At 68.6% G+C, this 15,404-nt stretch carries 13 protein-coding genes; 10 read left to right on the forward strand and 3 right to left on the reverse strand.

All coding sequences use genetic code 11. The annotated features are described in order from the left end of the window. Positions 1-150: 150 nt before the first annotated feature. Together P2T62_RS10525 and P2T62_RS10530 are read left to right on the forward strand one after the other, a co-directional pair. Entirely contained in the window at positions 151-1,185 is a 1,035-nt protein-coding gene (locus P2T62_RS10525) for a phosphate uptake regulator PhoU (protein ID WP_276261351.1), read from the forward strand. A 255-nt stretch (positions 1,186-1,440) separates the two neighbouring features. Continuing rightward, positions 1,441-2,031: a winged helix-turn-helix transcriptional regulator gene (locus P2T62_RS10530; RefSeq protein ID WP_276261352.1), complete on the forward strand. Its 591-nt coding sequence runs from the start codon at positions 1,441-1,443 to the stop codon at positions 2,029-2,031. 36 nt (positions 2,032-2,067) lie between these two features. Here P2T62_RS10530 and P2T62_RS10535 read toward each other — a convergent pair whose 3' ends face one another. Then, positions 2,068-2,733 (reverse strand): DUF4396 domain-containing protein, encoded by a 666-nt coding sequence (locus P2T62_RS10535; protein ID WP_276261353.1) that lies wholly within the window; start codon positions 2,731-2,733, stop codon positions 2,068-2,070. Between the two features lie 189 nt (positions 2,734-2,922). On the opposite strand from P2T62_RS10535, the gene P2T62_RS10540 reads away from it, so the two are divergent. Next, positions 2,923-5,535: a heavy metal translocating P-type ATPase gene (locus P2T62_RS10540; protein ID WP_276261607.1), complete on the forward strand. Its 2,613-nt coding sequence runs from the start codon at positions 2,923-2,925 to the stop codon at positions 5,533-5,535. An 811-nt stretch (positions 5,536-6,346) separates the two neighbouring features. After that, a complete protein-coding gene (locus P2T62_RS10545; protein ID WP_276261354.1) occupies positions 6,347-7,453 on the forward strand; it encodes a hypothetical protein in 1,107 nt (368 codons plus the stop codon). A gap of 77 nt (positions 7,454-7,530) precedes the next feature. On the opposite strand, the gene P2T62_RS10550 is transcribed toward P2T62_RS10545, so the two are convergent. Next, positions 7,531-9,150 (reverse strand): hydroxymethylglutaryl-CoA reductase, encoded by a 1,620-nt coding sequence (locus P2T62_RS10550; protein ID WP_276261355.1) that lies wholly within the window; start codon positions 9,148-9,150, stop codon positions 7,531-7,533. Positions 9,151-9,277: 127 nt separating this feature from the next. Beyond that, the gene (locus P2T62_RS10555) at positions 9,278-10,090 is read right to left on the reverse strand and encodes a class I SAM-dependent methyltransferase (protein WP_276261356.1); all 813 of its coding nucleotides are present in this window, start codon (positions 10,088-10,090) and stop codon (positions 9,278-9,280) included. 159 nt (positions 10,091-10,249) lie between these two features. On the opposite strand from P2T62_RS10555, the gene purE reads away from it, so the two are divergent. The 6 genes from purE (at position 10,250) to P2T62_RS10585 (ending at position 15,327) form a co-directional block, all read left to right on the forward strand. Next, complete coding sequence (purE, locus tag P2T62_RS10560) at positions 10,250-10,876, forward strand: 5-(carboxyamino)imidazole ribonucleotide mutase (RefSeq protein ID WP_276261357.1); 627 nt, start codon at positions 10,250-10,252, stop codon at positions 10,874-10,876. 130 nt (positions 10,877-11,006) lie between these two features. After that, complete coding sequence (locus tag P2T62_RS10565) at positions 11,007-11,414, forward strand: NADH-quinone oxidoreductase subunit A (protein ID WP_276261358.1); 408 nt, start codon at positions 11,007-11,009, stop codon at positions 11,412-11,414. Positions 11,415-11,417: 3 nt separating this feature from the next. Then, positions 11,418-12,101: an NADH-quinone oxidoreductase subunit B gene (locus tag P2T62_RS10570; RefSeq protein ID WP_276261359.1), complete on the forward strand. Its 684-nt coding sequence runs from the start codon at positions 11,418-11,420 to the stop codon at positions 12,099-12,101. Between the two features lie 4 nt (positions 12,102-12,105). Then, the gene (locus tag P2T62_RS10575; protein ID WP_276261360.1) at positions 12,106-13,794 is read left to right on the forward strand and encodes an NADH-quinone oxidoreductase subunit D; all 1,689 of its coding nucleotides are present in this window, start codon (positions 12,106-12,108) and stop codon (positions 13,792-13,794) included. A 41-nt stretch (positions 13,795-13,835) separates the two neighbouring features. Next, a complete protein-coding gene (locus tag P2T62_RS10580; protein ID WP_276261608.1) occupies positions 13,836-14,861 on the forward strand; it encodes a complex I subunit 1/NuoH family protein in 1,026 nt (341 codons plus the stop codon). Positions 14,862-14,865: 4 nt separating this feature from the next. Beyond that, complete coding sequence (locus P2T62_RS10585; RefSeq protein WP_276261361.1) at positions 14,866-15,327, forward strand: NuoI/complex I 23 kDa subunit family protein; 462 nt, start codon at positions 14,866-14,868, stop codon at positions 15,325-15,327. Positions 15,328-15,404 lie beyond the last annotated feature (77 nt).

Genomic DNA, 15,404 nt, shown 5'->3' on the forward strand with positions numbered 1-15,404 from the left:
ACGGAGGGATGCCCCGTGTCCCGCTCCGGACGGGGCCCGTTCCTTAGTCACACCCTGCAGTGACGTCCGGCATATAATCGTAACCAAAGACCGGCCAGGATATCCATACGGTAGGGTGAAGATTAAGGTGTCTGAGCGCGGAGTAGGTCCATGGAAACCCGGAAAGTGCAACGGCTGGGCCCCTCGACGCTGGCGATGACGCTGCCAGCGGAGTGGGCCAAGGCCCAGGACGTCGAGAAGGGCGACGAGGTGTCGCTGCGCATCGGTTCGAAGGGGACGCTGACGGTGATGCCCGAGTCGCTGCAGCAGGAGGAGTCCGAGGCCGTCATCCACGCCGGCGAACTCGACGCCGACGCCGTCGAGCGGGCCATCCTCGCACAGTACGTCCTCGGGCGGCGTGTCATCCACGTCGAGGTCGAGGAGGGCGGCACGCTGGACTCGGCGACCATCAACGCCGTCTACAACGCCGAGACGCAGCTCATGGGGCTGGGCGTCATCGAGGAGACGCCAGAGCGCATCGCCATCCGCTGCTCGGTCGACCCCGAGGACTTCACGCTGGACAACCTCCTCACGCGACTCGAATCGACGGGCAGCACGATGCGCAACGAGGCCATCAAGGCGCTCGCCCACGGCAACCCGGACCTCGCCCAGCGCGCCCTCAACCGGGAGCGGCAGGCCAACAAGATCTTCGTCCTCCTGCTCCGTCTCATCTTCACCGCCTACCAGAACCCGAACCTCGCCCGCGCGGTCGGGCTGGAGGGCGGCTTCCCGCTCATCGGCTACCGTTCCATCGCGAAGAACCTCGAACTGACCGCGGACAACGCCGAGGACATCGCCGAGATCGTCCTCGAGGCGGAGGGCCACTCCCTCAACGTCGACGACAAGACGATGCGGCGCATCCGTGATTTCACGGACGACGTCAACGAGATCACCGAGAAGGGCGTCGAGGCCGCGGTCCAGCGCGACTACGACATCGCCATCGAGGTCCGCGAACTGTTCCGCCAGATCGAGGACCGCGAGCGCGAGATCCTCAACGACCTCGACGAGATGCCCAACGAGGACCTCCTGCAGGTCCGCGAGGTGCTGGTGTCGCTGGGCCAGACCGCCCAGTACGCGGTGCGGAACGCAGAGATCGCGACGAACCTCGCGCTCAACAAGGACTCCGAGTACGTCACGATATCGTAAGATACGTCCATAGATACAGTTTCTCACAGTCCATCGTCGGAATCCGGTAGTTGTACGGCGGTTCCTGCCAGATGCATCGTTGCCTCCGGGGCCCGCTGAACGCCCCGCTCGGGGAAGGCGGCCGACGTGGGGACCGCAGGCCATCCCCGGCGCCCGAGGTCCACGCCGAGCCCCCGAGTCGGGGGTGTGAGGGTTTCGTACCCGCCCCCCACGGACCGTCGAAAGTGGCATGACCGTCGCCGAGGACGGTTCCGTATGCGCGACCTCGACGACACCGACCGGCAGATCCTCCGGCTCCTGCTGGAGGACGCCCGTCGGCCGTACGCCGACATCGCCGAGCGGGTGGACCTCTCGCCGCCCGCCGTCTCCGACCGCGTGGAGCGCCTGCAGGAGCTGGGCGTCATCGAACGGTTCACCGTCGATATCGACCGGTCGACGCTACGGGACGGGGTGCAGGTCCTGGTCACGCTCCGGCCGACGCCGGCCGCCGTCTCGGCGGTCCGGGCGGAACTGGCGGGGCTCGATGGCGTCGAGCACCTGTTCGAGACGGCCGATGGCCGCATCGTCGCCTCGATGGCGGCCCCCGACGGCGAGGTGCGCAACTACCTCGCCGGGGCCCTGGACTTCGACGTCGTCGAGGACCTGTCGGTCGATCTCCTCTCCGACAGCGAGTGGACCCCCGCGCTCGGGGACGCCACCATCGGCATCGACTGTGTCGAGTGCAGCAACACGGTCACTGGCGAGGGCGTCCTCGCGGAGGTCGGCGGCGAGCAACGTGCCTTCTGCTGTGAGTCCTGCGAGGCGGCGTTCCGCCAGCGGTACGAGGAGCTGGAGCAGGGCGCCTGAACGGCCTGGAGCGGTCGACGGCCCGCCGGAGCGCGCTCACGCGGCGGCGTCCTTCGGGTTCTGCATCCCCTCCTTCACGCCCCGTGTGACGAGGAGGTAGTTGACCGGGTAGGCCACGGCCAGGCCGATGGTCAGCGAGACCAGCAGCGCCGACCAGAACAGGGGTTCGCCCATGGTCGCCTCGCCCGCCAGCCACACGTCGACGCTGATGGCCGTGACCTCCATCACGGTGATGGATGGCGTCTCGGTGAGGAGGGCGTCGCGCGCGGCCTCGACGAAGCCGACGCCCTCCTGCATCAGGGGGCCGACGGTCAACGCGTAGCCGAGAGCGTACGCGCACGCGAACGTCCCCGCGATGACGAACGGCGTCTCCAGCGCGAGGATGCCGGCGGTGACGACGACGCCGATGACCTCGCCGGCGCCACAGCCGGAGTAGCAGTGCGCGACCGACCGGAAGGCCCGCCGCGCATCGGTGTCCTCCGGGATGGAGGGCCGCCCCGAGTACCAGTAGATGGCGAGCCCGAGTGGCCCCGAGTAGCAGACCGTCAGGCCCCAGACGAACTTCATCAGGGGCGCGATGCCGCTGTTGTTCCGGCGGATATCGACGGCCAGTGTGGTCAGCGATGCGACCACGAGGACGGCCCAGGCAGCGAGGAGGGCCGGGTTGGTGAGCACGTCCTGCAACGCGGTGTGGAAGGTCACACCAGGTCGTAATGCGGTCCCGTTCTTGTGGATTTCCGCTGTCGATACAATGTTCAGGACTCCACCTGACTTTCGATTCCAATTCCAAAACGCGGTCGGAGTTCGGTTCCGAACGGGAAAGTCGCTTGAACTGTGGGGCCCTACAAACGAACAAGGTGATCACGCGTGTCTGACCCGCGCCGGGAACGGATGGGTATCGGGGGGATGAGCTGTGCCAACTGCTCGGCGACCATCGAGGAGACGGTCGGCGAACTCGACGGCGTCGAGTCGGTCGACGTGAACTTCGCGACGGACGAGGGGTCGGTGACCTACGACCCCGATGTCGTGACGCTCGGCGCGGTCTTCGATGCCGTCGAGCGCGCGGGCTACGAACCGCGGACGGCCTCGGCGACCATCGCCATCACGGATATGACGTGTGCGAACTGCTCGGAGACCGTCGCCGGGGCGCTCCGTGACGTGCCCGGCGTCGTCGAGGCCACCGCGAACTTCGCGGCCGACGAGGCCCGGGTCACGTACAATCCGGAGACGGCCACGCTCGGGGACCTGTACGAGGCCATCGAGTCGGTCGGCTACAGCCCGGTCCGGGAGGACGGGGACGCCGAGAACGAGGGGAGTACCGAGGAGCGGCGCGATGCCGCCCGCGCGGCCGAGACCGAGCGGTTGCGGGACCTCACACTCCTCGGCGCCGCCCTCTCGCTCCCGCTCCTGGCACTGATGACCGTGGAGCTGCTCGCGCCCGGGGTGGTCCCCGAGACGGTCCCCGGAACCGAACTCCCGTTCGGCTGGGTCGCGTTCGCGTTCGCGACGCCCGTGCAGGTGCTCCTCGGGAAGGACTTCTACGTCAACGCCGCGAAGGCCATCCGCAACGGGAGCGCCAACATGGACGTGCTGGTGGCGCTGGGCGCCAGCACCGCCTACGTCTACTCGGTCATCACGCTGCTGGACGTGCTCGCGGGCGGTCTCTACTTCGACACGGCCGCGTTCATCCTGACGTTCATCACGCTCGGCAACTACCTCGAGGCCCGCTCGAAGGGGCAGGCCGGTGATGCCATCCGCGAACTGCTGGAGCTGGAGGCCGACACCGCCACCCGCCTGGTCGAGCGCGACGGCGAGACTGTCGAGGAGGAGGTCCCCATCGACGAGGTGGCGGTCGGGGACCGCCTGAAGGTGCGTCCTGGGGAGAGGATCCCCACGGACGCGGCGGTCGTGGACGGCGAGTCCGCCGTCGACGAGTCGATGGTCACCGGCGAGTCCGTGCCCGTCGAGAAGGGCCCCGGCGACGAGGTGGTCGGCGGCACCGTCAACGAGAACGGCGTGCTCGTGGTCGAGGCCACGAAGGTCGGTGCGGAGACTGCCGTCCGGCAGATCGTCGAGACCGTCCGGGAGGCCCAGTCCCGCCAGCCCGACGTCCAGCGCGTCGCCGACCGCATCTCGGCGTACTTCGTCCCGGCGGTCATCGTCAACGCCGTCCTCTGGGCGGTCGTCTGGTACCTGTTCCCCCAGGCGCTCGCGGGCTTCGTCGATGCGCTCCCGACCTGGGGGCTCGTCGCTGGCGGCCCGGCCGTCGCCGGCGGCACCGTCTCGCTACTGGAGTTCTCAATCGTCGTCTTCGCCAGCGCCGTCCTCATCGCCTGCCCCTGTGCGCTCGGACTGGCGACGCCCGCGGCCACGATGGTCGGCACGACTATCGGCGCACGTAACGGCGTGCTGTTCCGCGGCGGTGACATCCTCGAGCGCGTGCGCGACGCGGACGCCGTCGTCTTCGACAAGACCGGCACGCTGACCGAGGGCGAGATGACCCTGACCGACGTGGTGGCGCTGGACGCGGCCGCCGACGGTGGCGATGTCGCCGCCGACGGGGGGGCCCTGGAGGCCGATGCCGACACGGGTGCGCCGGCCGCGCCGCTTGACGAGGACGCCGTCCTCCGCCTGGCTGCGGCCGCCGAGACGGGGAGCGAGCACCCGCTCGCCGAGGCCGTCGTCGAGGGTGCCCGCGAGCGTGGGCTCGACATCCCCGACGCGGAGTCCTTCGAGAACGTCCCCGGGAAGGGGGTGCGCGCGACCGTCGCCGGCCGCGAGGTGCTCGTCGGGAACCGCGCGCTCCTCCGTGACAGCGACGTGGACCCGTCACCCGCCGACGAGGCGATGGAGCGACTCGAGAGCGAGGGGAAGACGGCGATGCTGGTCGCTGTGGATGGCCGCGTGGCGGGTGTCGTCGCCGACGCGGACACCGTCAAGGAGTCCGCCCGGGAGGCCGTCTCGGCACTCCGCGAGCGCGGCACCGCGGTCCACATGCTCACCGGCGACAACGAGCGGACCGCGCGCGCCGTCGCCGAGGCGGTGGGAATCGACCCCGAGAACGTCCGCGCCGGCGTGCTCCCCGAGGAGAAGGCCGACGCCATCGAGGACCTCCAGTCCGACGGCACCCGGGCGCTGATGGTCGGTGACGGCGTCAACGACGCCCCCGCGCTGGCCACCGCGTTCGTCGGTATCGCCATCGGGAGCGGGACCGACGTGGCCATCGAGGCCGCCGACGTGACGCTGATGCGCTCGGACCCGGCGGACGTGATGAAGGCCGTCCGGGTCAGCGAGGGGACCCTCGCGAAGGTCCGCCAGAACCTGTTCTGGGCGCTGGGTTACAACACCGCGATGATCCCGCTCGCCTCGCTGGGGCTGCTCCAGCCCGTCCTGGCTGCGGGTGCGATGGCCCTCTCGTCGGTGTCGGTACTGACGAATACGCTGGTGTTCCGGCGGTACACGCCCACCGAGGACTACCGTCTGCTGGACGGACTCCGGCGGTAAGGCCCTGGTCGCGTGCCGGCAGGTCACCTGTCACCGCGTCCCGGGTAACCCGCATCGAGGAATGGGGTCCATGTACTGCGAGCGGTCCCCGTCTCTCCTGCCCCGGTTGGCGGTCACGCACGGGGGGTATCACCGAGACGGCGAGCGGCGGTGGTCACCCCCTCGTGCCCCTGTTTGGCGGGCCGTTCGTGGTGTTCCCCTCGGCATCGCGCTCGCTGGTGTCGTCATCACCGTACTGGCCTCGACCGCCTCGCTGGCCGGCGGAGCGCGCTCGGGCCGGTGCTGATCCCCGGCAGTCCTGCCGCAGGCCGGGAATCTCCCGGCCGACGAGGACGGTGGCGGCCCGTACCGCCGTGTGAGGCCTGAACGGGTCCGCCTTCGTGACGGGAACGGGACCCACGCGAGGGCGGGTCGTCAGTCGGCTCCCTGGAGGAGCGGCTGGTACCGTCGGTCGTCCAGGGTCCGCCGGACCTGCTCGACCGCGGCCTCGGCCGCCGCTCGGCGGGAACTGAGGGGTGGAGGGCTCGAGGGCATACCCGCAACGATGGACCGCAGGGATAAGTGCTTCCTGGGGGTGGGCCCCACCTCCCCCCGGTGAAACGGCGTCACTGCACCCACCACGTCAGGGGCCGGCGTCTCGGGGGAGCGCTACGGCCCCGGCCCGGTGACGGGCGACCCGACCGGGACGCGGAAGCGGCCGTCCCCACGTCGGCAGGGGCCCTGCCCAGGGCACCGCGCGTTCCGGGCACTCGGCCCTCGTGGGTTCTGCCGCTAGACCACGATTTAGGTCGGTGGTCCGATTGCGGTCGGTATGCACGGGGGGAGCTTCAGTCGACGAGCGCTGCTTGGGGCCGCCGCCACGACCGCACTCACCGGATGCTCCGAGGTCACCGAGCGGGTCCCTGAGGAGCTCGATGCCGGCGGTGACGGCGGTGCCGGTGACGGCGGGGCGACGGGCGACGACACGTCGGACCGCGCCATCGTGACACCGATATTCCGGCTCATCACGGCGTACAACCGCAACCTCATGAGTATGGCCGAGGGCTTCCTCACGCCGGCGTCCCCCGTCCGCGAGCAGGTGACACCGAGGCTCCTGGAGGCCTACGAGGTGACCGGTATCGAGGTGCTGTCGGTCGACAGACGGGACGAGACCAGCGCCAGCGTCCGAGCGACACTCTCCTACCGGTCGGTCGTGGAGGACGGCGCCTCGTTCACCACCCGGTTCGAGAACCGCCAGGGTGAGGACCACTGGCTGGTCCACGACATCGACGACCCGGCACCGATCCTCTCGCTCGACGGCATCCCGACGGCGACCCCCGAGCCGACGCCCGCTTCCGAGCCGCTCGATGGGTTCGAGGGCTCGCTGGCGCCGTGGACGCCGACCATCGCCAGGTTCGGACAGCGCGAGGACGAGGTCTACGCGGGCTCGTACAGCGGCGGCATCACGGCCGACAGCGACGACGTCGGGGCCCGGTTCGGCGTTCTGGCGCGGGCCCGCCCACCATCGCTCGCCGGCGGCCGGCGCCCACGGCGGCTCTCGTACTACTGGCTGGAGCGCGAGGAGAACACCGGCGGCGGGCTCCGGGTCCGCAACAGCAAGGGGGCGCCTGAACTCGGCGTGGCCACCGCCAACCCGGGGTGGGTCGTCGATGCGGCCATGGGCCGGAACGTGGTCTACGAGGGCGATGGCTACGACCGCTGGGTGAAGGTCGACGTGACCTTCGACTGGGAGGGTAGCAGGGTCGAGGTGGCGTTCGAGGACCTCGAATCGGGGACCACCGCGTCCAGGCGGACGGCGCTGGGCGATGGCCTCGACGCGGAGATCATCCAGGTGGACGGGTTCACGAAGGGCGAGGGCTGGGTCACCGACGCCTGCCACATGTTCTGGGACGAGGTATCTCTCGAATTCGACGAATAGGCTCTGGATGCGACCTCTTCGGTTCGAAAAAGAGACAAAGGCCGGGAGAAGCCTCGATTATCGCGAAATCGGCGCCGTTACCGGTTCCGACCGAGTTCGTCGTGGCTCGTGACCCAGTCCGACGCCGAGATGGCCGAGGCCAGCGACAGTTCGCCCGCGAGGACGGTCGCGGCGGCGATCTCGGCGAACTTCTGGACGTTGCCCGGACCGTTACAGTCCAGCATGGAGAGGCACTCCTCCTGCGTCGGCAGGCCCGTCCCGCCGCCGTACGTCGCGACGATGAGCGACGGGATGGTGACCGAGACGTGGAGCGAGTTGTCGTCCAGGAGGGTGGTGTTCACCATCGCGGCCGACGATTCGGCGACGTTGGCCTCGTCCTGCCCACAGGCGATGAACAGCGACGCCAGCCCGTTGGCCGGGTGCGCACCGTTCGTGTTCGCCCCCGAGAAGAAGGAGCCGAGCGTCGCGACCTGCCCGTGGTGGTGGATGGCGCTGGGCTCGACGCCGAGGTGGTGGAGCATCGTCTGCTCCGAGAGCGTCGTCTCGGCGGTGACGCGCTTGCCACGGGTCTGCAGGTCGTTGATCTTGGAGGCCTTCTTGTCCGTCGCGAAGTTGCCCTCCAGGTAGAAGTTCTCGACGTAGCCCGAGTACTCCGAGAGGATCCAGTTACACGCCGCGAACGTCGCCTTCCCGACCATGTTCTGGCCGGCGGCGTCGCCGGTCGTGTAGTCGAACCGGAGGTGGACGTGGTTGTTCGTCAGGTAGTCCTCGATGCGGACGAGCTGGGCGACCGAGGAGGTGGCTTCGGCCTTCTCCCGGATGGTGTCCATGTGCTCGAAGACCCAGTCGCGGAAGTCACGCGCGTTGCGGGCGTCCTCGAAGACGAACACCGGCGCACGGTTCATGTTGTCGTCCACGACCGTCGTCTTCGCGCCACCCGAGAGGTTGATGGCCTTCATCCCGCGAGAGTAGGAGGCGACGAGCGTCCCCTCCGTCGTCGCGAGCGGGATGGGGTACTCGCCGTCGGCGTGCTCGCCGTTGACCTGGACCGGGCCGGCGACGCCGAGGGGCATCTGTGCGACGCCGATGAAGTTCTCGACGTTGCCCTCGGTCACGTGCGGATCGAAGGAGTTCTCCGGGACGTGTTCGAGGTCGACGCCCGTCTCCTCCTCGAGGTACTCGTGCCGTGCGGCGATGGCCTCCTCGGAGTAGTTGTCCTCGTCGTCGCGCGGGATGCCCCCGACCATCTCCTCGTCGCGGATGGTGTCGGTGACCTCCAGCGTCAGTTCGCCGAACGGGTCGGCGGTGAAGTCGATCTCGATCTCGTGCTCGCCCGTGCTCAGGTCCACGCCCTCGACGACGATGACGACCGTCCGGCCGACGGGGAAGTTGATGGGCCGGTCCTCGTCGACATCGTCGAGCGTGTACTCCTTCTCGTCGGCGGTCACGATGCGGACGTCCTCGAGGGCGATGCGCTGGCGGTTGACCACGACCCGCGAGACGCCCGTCACCTTCGCGTCCTGCAAGCGGTTCTTGATCTCGAACTCCGCCCCGCGGTCGGTATCCTTCAGGCTCCCGTACGTGTAGAGCCGCTGCAGGATGCGATCCGGAATGTCCAGGGAGAACCGCCCGCCGGAGCCGACCAGGTTCGCGTAGATGCGCTTCAGCACACCGCTGTCTGGCGTCGGAATGACCATGTAACGTCCCGCAATCTGACGCGTCGGGATTAAACCTTGTGTCAGCGACAGCCGCCTGAATGTTTCTCGACGGTTCGTTCAGCCGTCTCGACGGTTCGTTCAGCCGTCCCCCAGGTTCCCGGCCGGGTCATCGTCGGGCGAGGCGGTCCCGGGCGGCGTCGACTGCCTCCCGGACGCGCTCGCGCACCGACGGGTCCGCGCCCATCTCCGCGATGGAGTCCCGGCGTTCCAGCGTCCCTCTGACGAACGGCCGGACCGGGAACACGCCGAGGTGCAGACGCTCCATCTCGGCGAGCACGAAGGCCTCGTGGTCGTCGAACAGCTCGCCGGTCCGGCGGGTGAGTCGACACCCGCCGGCGACCCGGCTCCAGAGCGGTCCGAGCGCGCGCTGGGCCAGCCGGCGCCATCCCTCCTCGGTGACGTGCTCGAGGAACCGGAACTCACCCCCCGGCCTGAGGACGCGTGCCACCTCGTCGAGTGCGGCCTCCGGGTCCGGGATGGTGCAGAACACCATCGACGCGACGACAACGTCGAACGAGTCGTCCGGGAATGGGAGTGATTCCGCCCGCGCGTCGCTCACGGTCACCTCGATGCCGTCCTCTCGCGCCGCGGCGACGGCCTGCTCGCGCATATGCGGGTCGGGTTCCAGCATCGTCACCTCGGCCGCACCCGACCGGATGGCCTCCTCGTAGTAGGGGAGCATCGCGCCGGTCCCGGCACCGAGGTCCAGTACGTCCCCGGCGAGGTCACGGGCCAGGTACTCCCGGTGGGGCGGGAACAGCTTCGCCTCGGACGCTCGCATCACCGGGTCGTACAGTCGCGCGAACCACGGGTGGGCGGGCCCGTCCTCCTCGCTCGCATCGCCGTGATCGTGACTCGTCCCCTCACCCACCACCCCACTTTCGACGTGTTCGTCCTCCTCAGCGGTGGTGGTTCCCATGCCATCGGCTACTCGCGCCAGTAGTATATCTCCGGGGGCGGCGTCCGACGCCCGTCAGCCGGCGCGCGGACGCCGGGCGGTCGCTTGGGGGGTCGCACCGGGCCCGTCACTCGCGGACGGACCGCAAACGACAGGGGGGACCCGGTCGCTGGGGCGCGTATGACCGACACCGCCGACTCCGTCCAGTCGCTCGTCGACGAGCTTCACGCCGAGGCCGAACGGGACCGTCCGACCGAGGCGACGCCCGAGGTGGGCATCGTGATGGGGTCGGATTCCGACCTGGACACGATGTACGGGGCGTACGAGGCGCTGACCGAACTCGACTTCGAGGAGGTGACCGACATCGAGAACCCACCGGCCGCCCGCTACACCTTCGAGACTTACGTGGTGAGTGCCCACCGGACGCCGGAGCTGATGTACGCCTACGCCGAGACCGCGGAGGCTCGTGGCCTCGATGTCATCATCGCCGGGGCCGGCGGCAAGAGCGCCGACCTGCCGAACATGACCGCCAGCCTCGCCTACCCTCTCCCCGTCATCGGGGTCCCGGTGCAGGAGAAGTCCGTGAGCAGCGTACTCGGGATGCCGACGGGAGCGCCCATCGTCGCCGTCGACGCGGGCAAGTCGTTCAACGCGGGGCTGTCGGCGGTCCAGACCCTCGCTCGGGAACACGACGAGTTGCGCGAGCGTCTCGTGGCGTACCACGACGACCTCCAGCAGGGCGTCGGCGAGGTCTCGCGGGACCTCCACGAGTCGGGGACTGCACGCTTCCGGGCCGAACGGGAGTGAGGCGGTCGTTCCCGGCGGTGGAGGGTCGCTCTCTCGCGAACTCGGATTCGGGGGTTGAGGGCCGTGATTCCGCCGAAGGCGGCGTTATCAACTCTTATGTACGGGGGTTCCTTAGCCGCTAGCGATAGTCGTGAGCAATCCATGGATCGCTATCGGGGCGCTAGCGGTCGTGGGGGTGGCGATCCCCCTGACGATGATCGCCGTCTCCGCACTCCTCCGCCCGAGTGTCCCCGAGCAGGGAAAACGAGCCGTCTACGAGTCCGGCGAGGTACCGACGGGCAACACGCGCATCCGCTTCAACATCCAGTACTACATGGTCGCGCTGCTGTTCGTCATCTTCGACATCGAGACCGTCCTCATCTTCCCGTGGACGGTCATCTACCGGGACGCCGTGAGCCAGTTCGGGCTGGCGAGCGCGCTGCTGCCGATGCTGGTCTTCATCGGCGTCCTGGTCGTCGGCCTCGCCTGGGCGTGGCGCAACGGTGCCGTCCGCTGGGTTGCGAGCCCACGGGGCGAAACCGGACAATCAGCTGACTAGATCATGAGTTCCGACAACACCACACCGACAGAGTCGACGCAGGAAGCCCGCATGGGTGACGGCGTCGACTCACGCTTCAACTCGAAGCTCCGCGAGGCGTTCGGCTCCACCCCGTTCATCCTCACCAAGTTCGACAAGTTCATGAACTGGGTTCGGGGCTCCTCGATGTTCATGCTGCAGTTCGGCATCGCCTGCTGCAGCATCGAGATGATGCACACGTACGCGGTCAAGCACGACCTCGACCGCTTCGGGGCCGGCGTGCCGCGTGCCTCCCCCCGACAGGCCGACGTCATCATCGTCCCGGGGACCATCGTCTCGAAGTTCGCCCCGCGGATGAAGCGCGTCTACGACCAGATGCCCGAGCCGAAGTTCGTCGTCGGGATGGGCTCCTGTACCATCTCCGGGGGCCCCTTCCAGGAGGGCTACAACGTCATCAAGGGTGCCGAGGAGGTCATCCCGGTGGACATCCACGTCCCCGGCTGCCCGCCCCGCCCGGAGGCGCTGGTCTACGGCGTCGCCAAGCTCCAGGAGCGCATCGCCAACGGCGAGAGCGCGCCCGTCACCGTGAAGCCGTACGAACTGGAGCAGTTCGGCGACCTGGAGGGCGACGAGCTCGTACAGCACCTCGCCGACCAGATCGACGAGGACGACCTCGTCATGCGGTACAACTGGGCGGACTCGCCCTGATACCATGAGCCTGGAAGACCCATCCAGACCCGAGGCCGAGGCGGCACCGGTCGGCGAGACCGCCGACGGCCTCGACTACGACGCGCTGGAGGCACTGCTGGGCGACCTGGCCATCGGCCGCGAGTCCCACATCAACGCCGAGGCGTTCGTGGTCCGGCCGGACCAGGTCGAGGAGGCGCTCCTCACCCTCCGCGACGAGGCCGGCTTCGACCACTGTTCCTGTGTCACCGCACAGGAGTACGAGGACCGCTACGAGTCCATCTACCACCTCCGGAAGTACGACGACCCGACCCAGGAGGTCGGCGTCGTCGTGCCCACCTCGCGGGACAACCCCGTCAGCCAGTCCGGCAACGAGGCCTACCGGACCGCCGACTGGCACGAGCGCGAGGCGTACGACCTCGTCGGCATCGAGTACGACGACCACCCGGACCTGCGGCGCATCCTCCTGCCCGAGACCTGGCAGGGCCACCCGCTCCGCAAGGACTACAACCAGGAGCAGCCCCAGGTCGTCACGCTCCGCGAGCACGCCAACCCGCTGCAGGACGACCACCGCGGCGGCGAGGACTCGGACACGATGTTCCTCAACATCGGTCCCCACCACCCCGCCACGCACGGTGTCCTGCACCTGAAGACGACGCTGGACGGGGAGACGGTGGCCGACGTCGAATCCGACATCGGCTACCTCCACCGCTGCGAGGAACAGCTCTGCCAGCAGGGGAACTACCGGCACCAGATCATGCCGTACCCCGACCGCTGGGACTACATCTCGGCCGGCATCCTCAACGAGTGGGCGTACGCCCGCACCGCCGAGGACCTCGCGGACCTGGAGGTCCCGGAGTACGCGCAGGTCATCCGGACCATGTCCGCGGAGATGTGCCGTATCGCGAGCCACATGCTCGCGGTCGCGACGTTCGCGCTGGACGTCTACGGCGACTTCACGGCCATCTTCATGTACGCGATGCAGGACCGCGAGAACATGCAGAACCTGCTGGAGGACCTCACGGGCCAGCGGCTCATGTTCAACTACCTCCGGCTGGGCGGCGTCGCGTGGGACCTGCCCGAGCCCCGCGAGGAGTTCTTCGAGAAGACCCGCGACCTGCTCGACGACCTTCCGGAGCGCCTGGAGGAGTACCACAACCTCATCACGTCGAACGAGATCTTCCAGATGCGGTGTGTCGACACCGGCGTCCTCGAGCCCGAGGTCGCGAAGTCCTACGGCGCGACCGGTCCGGTCGCCCGTGGCTCCGGCGTCGACTACGACCTCCGGCGCGACGACCCGTACGGCTACTACGACGAGCTGGACTGGGACGTCGTCACCGAGGACGGCTGCGACAACTACGCGCGCGTCCTCGTCCGGATGCAGGAGGTCGAGGAGTCCGCGAAGATCATCCAGCAGTGCGTCGACCTGCTCGAGGACTGGCCCGAGGAGGAGCGCACCATCCAGTCGAACGTCCCCCGGACGCTCAAGCCCGAGCCCGATACCGAGATCTACCGCTCGGTCGAGGCCGCGAAGGGTGAACTCGGCATCTACATCCGAAGCGACGGCACCAGCAAGCCGGGCCGGTTCAAGATCCGGTCGCCGTGCTTCTCGAACCTGCAGACCCTGCCCGAGATGAGCCAGGGCGAGTACATCCCCGACCTCATCGCGTCGCTGGGCTCGCTGGACATCGTCCTCGGGGAGGTGGACCGGTGAGCTTCCCGGTCCTCCAGAGCGGCGGCACGCCCCTGCCGACGATGCTCAAGAACCTGCTGGGCCTGCCCGACGGTCCGGCGTTCGAGTTCCTCGCGGCGCTCATCGCCTCGTCGGTCGTCGCGGCCGCCCTCCTGGGCCTGGTCGCGGTGTCCGGCATCTGGGGCAAGCGGAAGATCACGGCCGCGTTCACCGACCGCATCGCCGTCAACCGGCACGGCCCGTTCGGCCTGCTCATCATCGTGGCCGACGCGGTCCGGCTCCTCTCGAAGGAGCTCATCGTCCCCGAGGGCGTCGACCGCCCGGCGTGGGACATCGCACCCATCGTCATGGCCGGCTCCGCGCTGCTCGGCTTCGCGGTCATCCCGATGGGGAACGGCCTGCAGATCGCCGACCCCGAGGTCGGCCTCGCCTACGTGTTCGCCGTGGCCTCCATCGCGAGCGTCGGGCTGGTGATGGCCGGCTACTCCTCGAACAACAAGTACTCGCTGCTGGGCGGCCTGCGTGCGGTCGCGCAGAACCTCGCCTACGAGATCCCGCTCATCATCACGGCGGCGTCGGTCGTCATCTTCGCCGGCACGCTCCAGATGAGCGGCATCGTCGAGGCACAGACCGCGACGCTCGTCTCCGTCGCGGGCATCAACATCCCCTCCTGGTACGCCTTCGTCAACCCGTTCGCGTTCGTGCTGTTCATGGCCGCGAACCTGGCCGAGGTGGGTCGCAACCCCTTCGACATCCCGGAGGCGCCCACGGAGATCGTCGCCGGGTGGCAGACGGAGTACTCCTCCGTCTACTTCGTGCTCTGCTACCTCTCGGAGTTCATCCACATCTTCCTCGGCGGCGCCATCATCGCCACCATCTTCCTCGGCGGCCCGGCCGGCCCGGTCCTCCCGGGCGTGCTCTGGTTCGTCATCAAGATGGTCGCGGTCTACCTGTTCACCCAGTGGGCCCGCTCGGCGGTGCCCCGGGTGCGCATCGACCAGCTGATCGAGATCGGCTGGAAGGGGATGCTCGTGCTGTCGTTCGCCAACCTCGTCCTCACGGCCGTCATCGTGGGAATCACCGTCTAAGACAATGATCGGCGTCCTCAAATCCATGGCCACGACGATGAAGCACGCGCTCGACGGCGAGACGTTCACCGTCGAGTACCCCGAAGAGACACCCGAGGTCTCGCCGCGCTTCCGCGGCGTCCACAAGTTCTCCCAGGAGCGGTGCATCTGGTGCCGCCAGTGCGAGAACGTCTGTCCGAACGACACCATCCAGATCGTCACGGACGAGCAGCGCAACGGCGAGCAGTACAACCTCCACATCGGGCAGTGCATCTACTGCCGGCTCTGCGAGGAGGTCTGTCCCGTCGACGCCATCCTGCTCACGCAGAACTTCGAGTTCACGGGCGACACCAAGGACGACCTCGCCTACTCGATGGAGGAACTGAAGAACGTCCCCTGGTACAAGGACATCGACCCGCTCGCCTCCCGCGAACCGGACCGCGGCGCGTGGATCGGCGAGGGCGAGGGCGAAGTCGACTACCAGTAGCGCGTTTTCCCGCTGCGGGTGCTCTCGTCGGCCGGCCTGACGGCCGGCCGTCTCCGAGCACCACTTGTGCAAAAGAC

The sequence above is a fragment of the Haloglomus litoreum genome (assembly GCF_029338515.1).
Classification (GTDB): domain Archaea; phylum Halobacteriota; class Halobacteria; order Halobacteriales; family Haloarculaceae; genus Haloglomus; species Haloglomus litoreum.

Excerpts from the sequence above, each read along its gene's own strand:
- P2T62_RS10540 (WP_276261607.1), top strand. The coding sequence starts at position 2,923 with ATGGGTATCGGGGGGATGAGCTGTGCCAACTGCTCGGCGACCATCGAG.
- P2T62_RS10575 (WP_276261360.1), top strand. The coding sequence starts at position 12,106 with ATGAGCCTGGAAGACCCATCCAGACCCGAGGCCGAGGCGGCACCGGTC.
- P2T62_RS10545 (WP_276261354.1), top strand. The coding sequence starts at position 6,347 with ATGCACGGGGGGAGCTTCAGTCGACGAGCGCTGCTTGGGGCCGCCGCC.
- P2T62_RS10580 (WP_276261608.1), top strand. The coding sequence starts at position 13,836 with ATGCTCAAGAACCTGCTGGGCCTGCCCGACGGTCCGGCGTTCGAGTTC.
- P2T62_RS10525 (WP_276261351.1), top strand. The coding sequence starts at position 151 with ATGGAAACCCGGAAAGTGCAACGGCTGGGCCCCTCGACGCTGGCGATG.
- purE (WP_276261357.1), top strand. The coding sequence starts at position 10,250 with ATGACCGACACCGCCGACTCCGTCCAGTCGCTCGTCGACGAGCTTCAC.
- P2T62_RS10555 (WP_276261356.1), bottom strand. The coding sequence starts at position 10,090 with ATGGGAACCACCACCGCTGAGGAGGACGAACACGTCGAAAGTGGGGTG.
- P2T62_RS10530 (WP_276261352.1), top strand. The coding sequence starts at position 1,441 with ATGCGCGACCTCGACGACACCGACCGGCAGATCCTCCGGCTCCTGCTG.
- P2T62_RS10585 (WP_276261361.1), top strand. The coding sequence starts at position 14,866 with ATGATCGGCGTCCTCAAATCCATGGCCACGACGATGAAGCACGCGCTC.
- P2T62_RS10550 (WP_276261355.1), bottom strand. The coding sequence starts at position 9,150 with ATGGTCATTCCGACGCCAGACAGCGGTGTGCTGAAGCGCATCTACGCG.
- P2T62_RS10570 (WP_276261359.1), top strand. The coding sequence starts at position 11,418 with ATGAGTTCCGACAACACCACACCGACAGAGTCGACGCAGGAAGCCCGC.